At 45.9% G+C, this 11,903-nt stretch carries 6 protein-coding genes; all 6 read right to left on the bottom strand.

Features of this window, described 5'->3' with window-relative positions; translation table 11 throughout:
• Positions 1–24: 24 nt before the first annotated feature.
• Positions 25–942, bottom strand: a complete 918-nt coding sequence (nhaR, locus tag Pan54_RS05855) for a transcriptional activator NhaR (RefSeq protein ID WP_207310053.1) — start codon at positions 940–942, stop codon at positions 25–27.
• A 645-nt stretch (positions 943–1,587) separates the two neighbouring features.
• Positions 1,588–3,279 (bottom strand): TolC family protein, encoded by a 1,692-nt coding sequence (locus Pan54_RS05850; RefSeq protein ID WP_146502618.1) that lies wholly within the window; start codon positions 3,277–3,279, stop codon positions 1,588–1,590.
• 255 nt (positions 3,280–3,534) lie between these two features.
• Entirely contained in the window at positions 3,535–5,019 is a 1,485-nt protein-coding gene (locus Pan54_RS05845; protein ID WP_146502617.1) for an HlyD family secretion protein, read from the bottom strand.
• Positions 5,012–7,144: a peptidase domain-containing ABC transporter gene (locus Pan54_RS05840; RefSeq protein WP_242631231.1), complete on the bottom strand. Its 2,133-nt coding sequence runs from the start codon at positions 7,142–7,144 to the stop codon at positions 5,012–5,014. The genes Pan54_RS05845 and Pan54_RS05840 overlap by 8 nt, the downstream gene beginning before the upstream one ends.
• Before the next feature lie 304 nt (positions 7,145–7,448).
• Positions 7,449–10,070 carry a YbcC family protein gene (locus tag Pan54_RS05835; RefSeq protein ID WP_146502616.1) on the bottom strand — a complete coding sequence of 874 codons (2,622 nt, stop codon included), beginning with the start codon at positions 10,068–10,070 and terminating at the stop codon, positions 7,449–7,451.
• A 56-nt stretch (positions 10,071–10,126) separates the two neighbouring features.
• Positions 10,127–11,698: a proton-conducting transporter transmembrane domain-containing protein gene (locus tag Pan54_RS05830; RefSeq protein ID WP_146502615.1), complete on the bottom strand. Its 1,572-nt coding sequence runs from the start codon at positions 11,696–11,698 to the stop codon at positions 10,127–10,129.
• Positions 11,699–11,903: the final 205 nt, after the last annotated feature.

Here is an 11,903-nt window from a genome sequence, read left to right as displayed (position 1 = left end):
GGCGCATTGACACCAAAAAGATGCCTAACTGCTTTTGGTGACAAAAAGTTGCTGTTTAGCAATTTCAGAAATTTTCACCACCGCAGGGTGCCTGATACGCCTTTCGACAGAGATGGCATAAAATTCTTCTTTGGCGTTTGGTAATACTTTGATCAGCTCAAGTGAAAATTGTCGAGCGATTTCTTTTTGAATGACTAACGGGGCCGCAATAAAACCCACACCTGATTCCGCAAAGACTTTCATGAGTGCCGTATCATCAAATTCTCCCCTGACATTGACATGCAGATCCGACTCTCTCAACCAGTGATCAATTGACCTTCTCAAGGCCGTTCCTTCACCTGGCAACAGAAGCGGTGCCCCAGAAAATTCTTCCGGGAAATTGTTTCCATATTTTCTAATCAACTGTTTTGTCCCGAACAGTCCTATCCGGGAGGCACCGAGGTGATGATTGAAGGCTTTGACCTTGATCAATGATGCAGCTGGTGAATCGGAAAATACAACATCCAGTTCGTGTGCTGCGAGCATTGTCAGGAGTTGATCCTGAGATCCTTCATGACAAATCAATTGAATTTCATCTTCCATATCCATTAGAGGCTTGAGTAGTCGAAAAACGATTAACTTGGGCAGGACTTCTGGAACACCGACGTGAAATCTTAATGGGCGACCGCTAGGCTGACCTTTCAGGACTTCAATCAATTCCTGTCCCACCGTAAACATCTCATCGGCATATTTGAAAACCGTCTGGCCGAGATCTGTCAGGACGAGATTTCTACCAGTTCGATCAAACAATTTTCCGTTGATTTGTGTTTCAAGCTTTTTAAGCTGCCCACTGATTGTCGGCTGCGCCAGATGAAGCTTCTGACAGGCTGCAGATATACTACCCTCTTTGGCTATCGTCCAGAAATACAGCAAGTGATGGTAATTAATCCAGTCCAACGACATGGTCTTGCCTCAATAACATTTTGATTACGACATTTTTTCAAATTCATTTTTCGGCCAGTGTGTGAGTCAGTTTTTTGAGAATTTCGAGTGGGGGATTGTTCGCATTCAAGCTTCGAGTTTTATGCCACTGGATTCACCAGTGCAATTCGAGACTCATACTGAAGTTACGATACACTGAAAATCCAGTTCCACCCTAATTCTTCATTGGAACGTTCGAGTAAAACATTTCTTAATGCTCTGATCGTTCGCAATAACGTTTTGACTGGTTCGAAATGAACAGATACTTGATTGTCAGATATTAGCAAAAAACAATAACATCGTAAATAACATACTGAGGCGCATTACCATAGATATTAACAATATCTGTCAATTTATTTTTCTGCAATTAAACCCTGTTCCAATTGGAAACCGGATTTCCTGTAACATCTTGAACAGGACCTCCGGGGGCGGGGCGTTCCACTTCAGCGGAATCCCCAGGAAGCTCTTCGAGAGCGCCCCCGCCACCTGCGCTTGATTATTTTCCGGTATTCATCTGGTGATAACCAGTGTTCTTAAAATCGTTGAACTTCTCCGGTTTTCATTTGGAACGCGGTATAGCCTTTGTTTCGGAGCCAGACTTTTCCGTAGTCCTGAATGGCGGGTGCCTCAGGGTAATTGATCCTGGGCCAAAGTGGCGCGGTAATCAACTTCAGCTTGATAGAAATCCAGAAGAGCATCGATCACTTTCTCGGAGGCTTCAACGGCATATTGCTCTCTGAGTGTTACTTTGAGAAGATCAGAGGAGCCCAGTTCGAAATTCCTACGTTCTCGCTGAGCAAGATCTTCTGCATATTCGACAGCTTGCTTAGTCGAGACATACCGTTTTAATGCTGCCTGCATAGCTGTGTGAACCGTTTGAACCTCAACTGCGATTTTATCCTCTGTCATTTTTCTTTTCGCCTGCAGTTGAGTCATTTTACCTTCGATTGCAAACATCTTTCCTCTGGCTTTGCGTCTTTGGAGCGGAACATCCATGAACACAGAAGCTTCCAGTACGAATTCCCCTTTGTCATTTTTGGGACTGGTCGGCTGGCCGATGTCCTGAGAAGCAATCCATTGCGTATCAATGGTAGGACGGGTTTCGTTTTGAGCAGCAGAAAAATCGAGCTGAAGTTGTTTCCGCAAAAAGTCCATGACAATCAATTCAGGACGGTTCGAGATAGCCAGTTGGATGTCGAGATCGACAGAAGTCTCAAGTCTTTCCTCAGGAGATGGAAATCGCTGCAAATCTTTTATACTAAGAACAATTGGACTCCCCTCGTAATCTCTCAAATATAGCGAGAGCTTGATCGCTGCCTTTTGGTATTTCTGTAATACCTCTGCAAGTTTTGCTTCACGTTCGGAGACGAGTCTTAAGTTATCAGTCAACTCCGGTGGATCGATGAATCCATTCTCCACCTGCTGACGAATTCGGTCGGTGCGTTCCTGAGCGAGGACCAGTACTTCTTCTGCAATCAGGAGTTTCTCCCCTGCGGCGACCCATTCCCAGTAGGCATAACTGCCTTCCTGAATGAATCCTATCAGCAAAGCATGAATTTCGGGTTCCACCATTTTTCGTGAATAATTGGAACGCCAGAGTTCGGCACGGCGTTGATCAATATTTCGATCTTTCGCCAATGGAATATTCACACCCGTTTTAAACTCCCCCCCTTCATTGGTTTGTCGTTCCAGATACCAGGGTTGAAAGCTGCCATTGCCGACCCTGTAACCTGCGAAGAATTCACCTCCTCCATAGAGAGGTTGGGCAAATCCTAAACTCTGTCGGTAGTTCTGATAAAATCCCAAGGCATTATTTTCTGAGGCCGCCTTGAATTTGAAGTCATATGCTCCTGCTGCGGACATTTGATCGCCTTCTGCAATTCTCCGCCCCGCATAAGCCGATTCCAGCAAGGGAAAACTCTGATAAACACTCCCTATCACCGAATCGAGCGAAACGGAATTCTCCTCAATCGCAAGTTCCTGTAGCTCGGTCGGGTAAGGCGTCTCCTCTGCAGATTCATTTGCAGGTTCATTTGCAGATTCATCCAGAGGAGGTAGTTCAGACTGAATTTCCGTTGAACGGTCTGTTCCCGTGGACAAGTCGATCTGTTCCTCAAACGCGGCTAAGGAGATCTTCGCCACTTCCCTATCAGCTTTATCGATGGACGGTTCTACCTGGACAGCTGAGCTTTCTTCGCCCACCTTAATAGGTTTATTGATATTCGAGGACTCATGAGTTGACTGGGAGTCGTATTTATTGACCGTAACGCATCCTAAGAAATGCATCATCGCCAGAATTGTCAGGATACGACTGCACACTCAGAACTCTCAATCACAGCAAGAATCAGGGAAGTTGCTCGAAAATGAACAAATCTATCGAGAAGTAAATATGTCTTCTTCACTTCAGAGATTTCACATTCGAATTTCTAATATTCTATGAACGCTGTCATCATTATCGGAGCGAAATGATCTGCATCATGACTCATTAAACCGATGGATCAATCGTTAAAAAGCCAGTCAGACCTCTAACCGTAAAAAGTTCACAAGCTTACCCAGTCTTAAATAAAACCTAAGCTATTTAGGAATCTTGGGAGGTTTGGGTTTATTTTTATCCGAGCTTTTTCCATCTTCCGGTGGGAGGACAGGAAACCCGTTGAGCCGTCGCCAAATTTCATACCACAGCGGAACCCTGTCAAGAATGACCCAGCCGTTGGCACGAACTCCTTGTCTCAAATAGCGATCACCAGGCCAGTCTTGACCACTTTCGACAGGTTTGACAAGGATTCGAAATTGACCTTTGCTATTATCCGTGGCATCAATCGAAACCACTTCGCCACCAAATGTCCCGACAGCCACTGAAGGCCATCCCGCAAATTGGAGAGCCGGCCAACCTTCGAATTGCAGACGTACATGACGTCCCTTCTGAATCAGTGGAGCGTCATTTCCTTGCAGCCAGATTTGCACGGCTCTATCTGAAGTTAACGGGACGATCGTACAGATAGGATCCCCTTCCTTGAGCACAGCGGTCCCCATATTAGGGTTGATTTGAACGACGTATCCATCACATGGAGAGATTAAGGTTTGTCTTTCCTGGCGAGAGAGTTCGGTTTGAGATTCAATCAGTATTTTTTGCGATTTATTCAACTCCTGCTCTGTTTTTGCGACATCACTTTCTGCTTTGGAAATATCTCCTCGAACTTTTCGTAAAGTCGCCTCGGCATAATCAATATCGATTTGAGCTTTCTCAATTTTTGAAATTCGTTCCCGAATTTTGCCTTCCAGTTCAGACTCAGCAGAAGAAACGTATGCCTCTGCCCTGGCGACTTTTGCCTCGGCTTCAGAAAGCTTTCTTTTAACTTCCTGAACTTTTTGCAAGGAAATATTATTTTCCTGGTACAGCATTTCCATACGTTGCGCTTCTGCTTTCAACTGGGGAATCGCCGCTTCATATTCCAGAAGTTGTTGTTTTTCGGCTTCGACTTTTTTTCTGGCCATTTCCATGTAAGCATCTTGTGCAGCGATGGTTTCCTGCTTTACTTTCTTGTAGGCAACCACCTGCGAGGAGAACGAATCCACTAAGGTCAGTGCCGCTTCCAGGGCTCGCTTATTGGCAGCAAGTTGTTGTTCCACTGCGACAACAGTTCGTTCGCTATTGTTCAGTTTTTGTTCAAGACGCATCCGATAGGATTCGTCCAAATCCTGAATTTCTGCAATCAGATCCCCCTTTTTAACTTCCGCATTTTCATAAATCCCCTCTCCCCAGGAAACAATTCGTCCTTTAATTGGAGATTCGATGACCTGTGGTCGCTCTTCCGGTGAAAATGCAATCACATTGCCGGATCCATAAATCGATTGCTGCCAGGGAGCAATTGCGACCACTACAATTGTCAACAGCAAGGCCAGGAACAGTAGCTTTGCGATACGCCGGATAGAACGGGATGATTTAGCCAACTGTAGAGAAGGCATGACCGATTCATCGTAAGCGACAGGAAGCAGTAACGTGCTACTTCGCATCAAAGTCGAAGGAGTTTCAGTTTTCTTAAGGCTCAAATCAGACATGTATCAGCTCCTGGTCAGAGTCTGCAGGAGAATCGAAGTTTGGCAGGAACTGATTCCCCAAGTTCATCAGACTGTTGCGATTCGTTACCAGGACGACAGTCCAGGGGTGACGTTTATCCATAATTTCCTTGGCAATATTTACAGCATCCTGATCAGAAAATGTGTCAAGAGTTCGGTCAATCAGCAATAAACTCGGCGAGCCCAACAGAGCACGGGCCAAGACAAGTTTGGTGATCTGATCCTGGCTCAAAGGATATCCATTTTCAACAAGAGTTGTTTCCAATCCGTCTGGTAATCTGAGAATATCATCCAGCAGACCGATATTTTCCAAGACCTCTCGCATTGAATGTTGTGAGACTTCAGGACGACCAAGATGGAGATTCTCGGCAACCGTTCCCAGGAACATTTCCATATCTCGAACGAGCTGGACATGTTTTCGCAGGACGTCCGGACGAAAATCACGCGGATCAATTCCATCGATCGTAACATGACCCTCTGTCGGTTCCCTCATGCCAAACAATAGGTCGAGCAACAAGCCGGTTCCATTCAACTCATCCGCGCGAAGCACGAGACGATCGCCAGATTTGAGATGAAAAGAAAATTTATTGAGACTGAAATGATTGTCAGCCAGTTTCGAACTGACATTAACAGCTTTAACTTCCACAGAGCCAGAACTGGAATAGTGGATTAAACCATCCTGCCGTTCTACTTTCAGGTCGAACAGGGCTCCCAGTTTGTCCACAGAAGCAAGCAAATCATAATAGCTTTCCATGTGCTTACCGAGTTTCGCAAATGAGCCGACGATAACAGTGACAATCAATTCTGAGGCCACGAGTTGCCCCAATGTCAACTGCCCGGTGATTACGAGCCATCCTCCTAATCCAAGCAACACGGTGCTGGCAATAGCTTGTAATCCGAGTGCGAATAGGATTTGCCGCATCAAAATTCGAAAGTGAGCTTTGCGTGCCTTAAGATAGTCATAGGACATCTGGTCGGCTTTAGCCAACGCGAATTCTGCTGCATTGGAGTGCCGAAATGTTGTTTCTGCTGACAACAAAGACTGCAACCAGGCCGCCATCCGATACTTGGTTTTCGATTCCTTAATACTACTTTCTACCGCTTTTCGACCCAGTACGAAAATAATCAGAGCAATTGAAGCGAGCAGAATCAAATCGAACCCCAAAAGCCAGGGATGATAAAAGGCGAGCACCGCCATACCGATCAATGTGCCCAGAATCAGTGAGATTCCATCCAGAAGAAGTTGTGCAGTCACCTTTTGTACTGTCACAATTTCAAAGAAACGATTGGCCATTTCCCGGCCATACTTCCCATCCAGCGATGAAATTTCAACTCGAGGGAATCGAAAGGCAAGATCCGCTGCAATGCGCGCGAACAATCGTCGCTGAATAATTTCAACGACATATGTTTGTAACGCCCTCAAAGCTGCTGAAAAAGACAGGAAAGCAAAGAGAATCAATGCCAGAATAACAACTGGCTGAAGAAACCTGCCAAAAGCGACCGTACTGACAAGCGTTTCCACTGCCAGCGGAGTTGCCAGTGCGAGCAAGCCCGTAATCATGGCGAAAACGACAATGATTCCAACGTCACTCAACTCCGGTTTTAACAACCCAATGAGTCTATCCAGAGGTTTCGAGGAACGAGTGTTGGAAACTCCCATCGTACTTGCTGTTAATTGAGAACCGTACAACACACAGCGGATCGGACTCGTTACATTTTCACTACCTAATCTCTTTATGAGTTCTCCAGGCCGAACATTACGCCGTATGGGTTTCGCTGAATTCTCTCGAATTTCATACTTACCATTCACCATATTCAAAACAGAAATCAGACGATTTGAAGACGGATCGCAAAGAATAATATTTGAATCGTTGGTGACTAATTCTCGGAGCTGCTTTGCTGAACAATCGACCACACGGCAATTCAACGACAGGCTGCGGCTGACCTCAAGAATCAGTCTCCACCAGGAGCCCATCTCTGAATCGTCATACTGAGCGAGCGCATCATCCACGATATGATTGATCTTTGGACGATCCACCATCAATCCGGAATGAATCATGAGCTGTTCAATATGCCAGCAGATCTCTTCTCGGTCTATTTGACTCAAGCTCTTTCACTCCATTAACTTACAAAAAAATGCGTACTCTCGAAAATGATCTGACCTCACAACAGGACGATTTCTATCGAATGGTACGTAACGTCCTGATGATTGAATAATCGTTAAATCAGCATCTTTCCATAGGAATTTACGATGTATTCAACCGAAGAGACACAAATTCCGTTATTCCTCTGCCTGACATCTCAAAGATATGACTTAAATCCGTAGTCTGCCTGTGAAATCTCGGTATTGATTAGAAATTTTCATAACATCAATTCCGTTCAGATCTGCTCAGCCGGACTGTTTCCAGCTGCTATTCCCCAACAGATTTATAGGACTGAGGTATTTCTGACCAAGTGTGATCCTGCGAATATTGAAAATATTCTCCGTCCTCAATCGCAACCAGATTGAGCCATCCATTGACTATAAGATTGGAAATATTTTCATGTTTCTGGATGACCTTATCGATCATTATTTTCGGGGCAGCAATCACAGAGAGTAAACGCTGCGGATGATGCCTGTAGTCATGACCATCATGCAGAGACTGCCAGGGCAAGCCTGTCATCAGGTCTCCACCATTCCCGGAAAGTAGTCCAAACCGCCCTACGACATTGTGAATCGTTTTGTTCCCACTTCCATAACGTTTCGGATCGACAGTTGAGGCGTAATACTGCATATTGATCCAATGGGCGACGATCATGGGAGCAGTCATGATTGACTCAAGAATTTCGCCACTGGCATCGTGATTGAAGTCGTATTCATGCAGGAATGCTCGTCCCTCAAGATCAATCGTTCTCATCAGGTTTCGCGGTGCAATTACGATAGAGGCATTATCAGCCAATCCCCACTCAGGGCGGACTTCCGACCAGTCATTACTTTTCCTGAGAAGTTGCGATACATTTGAACACGAGAGATCTTTGAATCGTTCCCTGCGAGTTAACTCGCTCGCCTGAGCACAAACCTCCACGATGGATTCGTATTCGGCTTGATGGGACTCGGGAAGCTCGTCCAAGTCCATGAATGTAATGGTATCGGTAGTCGTATTGTGCAGTCCCGCCAGAAATTGGGTCTCAACGGGAATTTCAATTCCGAGTTTTTTCAGTTCGCACCGAATTGGTTCGGAATTTAAAAGTCTGGCGGCAAACCGCGCGTTCGGTTCTCCAGAGTGCCCCCCGCATGCTCCACAATCCAGTCCTGCCTTGAGTGGATTATTCTCTGTTTGACTACCGTGACCACACAACACAACGAATCTGGGAAATGACTCAGTCAGTCCCATTCCGTGTAAGATTTTACTGGCCATTTGTGCTTGATCAGTCAGACCGATTCCCTGACACTCCAGTCCATCAAAACCAGGTGCCAATTGCTTTCTCTGTGCTGAAGAAACACCATCATACCGAGCATTACCGTGAGCTGATTTCCATCCGAATGTTCGTCCGATGAGATACTGGACATAATAGAGTCCTGAAGTCTCGACAAACGAAAAACAGGAAATCGCTGAACTCTGGAGAGTTTTTATTGCGGCTCTCAGACTTCGAATCAACTGCTTACGTTCAACCGCTTCCGGCTCTGCGGATTCGCAGGTATGACAATCAGAATGCGTAGTCAAACTTTCCTTGACCTGAAACGATGGTTGCAGAAGTACGGGCACCTGACTGATTCCCGAAGCTTCCCCCAAAGGTACGAACTCCAGCGGAATTCCAAAGAATCCAGCGAATCCACCTGTTCCAATCTCTGGAGAAAGAGACTCAAGATGTCGTCGGATTCGCTCTGATCGAACATCAATACAAAACACAAATTGTGCCAGTTTCTGTCCCGCTGCTCCCGTCTTCTGTTGATCGCTGCTTTCAGAACTCTCCGCCTGAGGAGAAAGTCGCCCGAGGAGTTCACGTTGATACCCCAATTCTGCTGCTCGAAGAAGTGTGTAACGAAGCTTCACCTCATTGTTGACTTCAAGAGCAGCTGGTTCAATAGAATTGGAGTTCAAATTCAAATGTTCTGGAATCCAGGATGTCCAATTGATCTCGAATGCGAAGAGATCCGACAAGGCAACATCATAAGCCATTCGAATGGCCAGCAAGCCATTCAGATCAGAATTTTCAATTCCTGACCGCTGGCCGGAGTCGACCTGGAATCGAGTCCATGAGCTCCAGCCGGGAATGCTGTTTGCATAGCACAGCAGAACGGGTTCCCACATTTTCTGAGGGACATTCATTCGTTTTAGCAATTCGAGAATAGCCGCCTCTGGAACTTCAGGGAGATGAGAAACGAATTTTCGAAATCCAGTAAGCCCAAGTACCTCAATATTCCGATCAATCGAGGCGGCTGATTTCCAGGCCTGATAAAGCATCAAATTTTTCCATGGACTTTTCCAACTTGCCTGACCGTCGTCGTAATGAGCAGAGCAGTATTTTGAAATTTCTTCGCAGAAGACAGAATTCCATTCGGAACCTGTGCATCGATCCATGGATTCAGCAATCGTATAGATCTGCCGATCGGACTCCTCATGCACTTGAGGAGCTTCCGGATTGACAGAATTCCTGTCGTGCAAAAGTTGGATAATCTCATCAAGTGAATTTTCAGGAGCAGAGTTGAAGATTGATCCCTTAAACTCCTCAATCGCAGTTTGAATATCGCCTGAATGGAACTTTCCCTGCTTGAAAAGATTTTCAAAATAATCAAGCGGCATCAGCAGTTCTGTCTCGGAAAACAATCTCAGGTAATTTCTTGCATTCAAGAAGTTTCGATCGGAAATCTCAGCAAACGGATTGATAGCCACATAATCCTTAAGTGGCCAAACGGCAGGCACGGCTTTCTGAACCTGCCCCAGAACGACGTGCAGATGGTTTCCCTGTGATTTTCTCACAGACACTCCATTGTTATCAGCAACTTTCTCAGACTGCATTCCGAGCGACTTTGGCAGATTAATCGTAGACATGATAGGTCCAGGCTTTCTTGGGTTTTGAATGTGGAAATGAGCGGTGAGCAGTACTGTTATGAAAATTGTTTAAATTGCCGTCGATACCACGCTTCCATGTAGAATCCGTTGGATGCATGAATGTAAAGTCGGTCCAGCAGAGGAGTTGAAGCCCCGGTTCGAGTTACGGCATGGGTCAACAGTAATCCACCGAAACAAAGCCCAATCAGCAGCACAACCAACCAGGAACCAGCCACCTGCACAGGCACAGAACTGGCTTTGACCATTTCTTCAACCAGACAGTATCCGATCGTGTAAGAAGAGATCAGAAAAGCCGTGAAGAGAACACTGATCAGTTTCCCTTTCCAGGTCGTCTTCTGAAAGACTTGTGCGAGCCAGGTTGAAAATGCCAGGAGCATGACAGTTCCCAGTATCGCTCCCCCTGACTTCTCTGTAATATTCACGGAAAAGAGCGAAAAGTTGATTGCGAGTATCGCTACGGTAATCAATACAGAGGCGGTAACCGCCCATCCCGCATGAATCTTATCCCTGGTGTCGTTGACGACTTCAACCATCGCTGCTCTCCGTGCGATGACTCCACCACAGTCGAGAAAGGTATAGGCCTTGTAAAGCGAATGCGCCAGGATGTGCAGCATCGCCAGTGAAAAGGCCCCCAATCCACATTGCAGCATCATGAATCCCATCTGGGCAACTGTTGAATAGGCCAGCATTTTCTTGACGCTTGTCTGTGTGGTCATCACAATCGCAGCAAAACATGCTGTGAATCCACCAACGACTGCCAAAGTCTCAAGGACTCCGGGGCAGTAGACCAGCATTGGACTGACCCGAATGATTAAATAACCACCAGCATTGACCACACCGGCATGCATGAGTGCAGAAACTGGAGTTGGAGTTTCCAGTGTCTGGGGCAACCAGACATGAAAAGGGAATTGAGCCGACTTCGTAACCGCACCCAACATCAACAGCCAGCCGATGATTAAGGAATTGACGCTAGCGGGGACCCCTTCAACGACATTTAGTCGCACAGCGGCAAAGAGCTCAGGAAAATCAAAGGTTCTGTACTCTTGAAAAGTCAGAACGATAGCCATGATTAAGGCAATATCTCCAATACGACTGATGAAGAATTTCGTCCAGGCCGCTCGTGTCGCCGCAGTTCGCTCCGCATAATGTGTCAGGAGCATATGGAGACCTGAACTTGTTAACACCCAAGCCATGAAGAACATCAGAAGATTACCCGCCACAACCATCAGCGAGACAGCAGCTATCGTGAATGCAGTCCATCGGTAATAGCGACTTTCATATTCATCGCCATCGAGATATCGACTGGAATAACAACAGATGATCCAGCCAACAAAACTGACGAGCAGGAGCATCAGGGAACTGTATCCATCGTAATAGAGATTGAGGCCGATTGGACTGCTTTCTCCTACTGAGATGATTTCCAGAAATTGAGGAACTCTTCCTGCAAAAATGAATGCGGTCATTGCGATCAGTGAAATTGCCAGCTGGAGAGCCGCTACCGAAGTCACAAGACGACGAATTCCAATGGTCCCGCGAATGGAATTGGCCACAGGTAACAGGCCAAGCCCCATGAAGAGCAGAATCGGCAAAAGAACAGCGTAAACCATGATAGTCTCCCAGCGGTTAGCGATATTTAATACGCGATTTATAATGCACGACTTTATTGTCGTCAATTAAATATCGTATCTTTTCCGATAATTTCTTAGTTTTAATTGCAGGATGTCAAAAAAAACCAATACGCTTACTCTTTCGTGCTTACTATCTCATGAATTCCATTTCAGATTTATATTGCTAGGATGTTAGCATCGGAAA

Origin of the sequence: Rubinisphaera italica (genome assembly GCF_007859715.1) — a bacterium.
GTDB lineage: Bacteria > Planctomycetota > Planctomycetia > Planctomycetales > Planctomycetaceae > Rubinisphaera > Rubinisphaera italica.
This window is presented reverse-complemented; position numbering and strand designations above follow the sequence as displayed.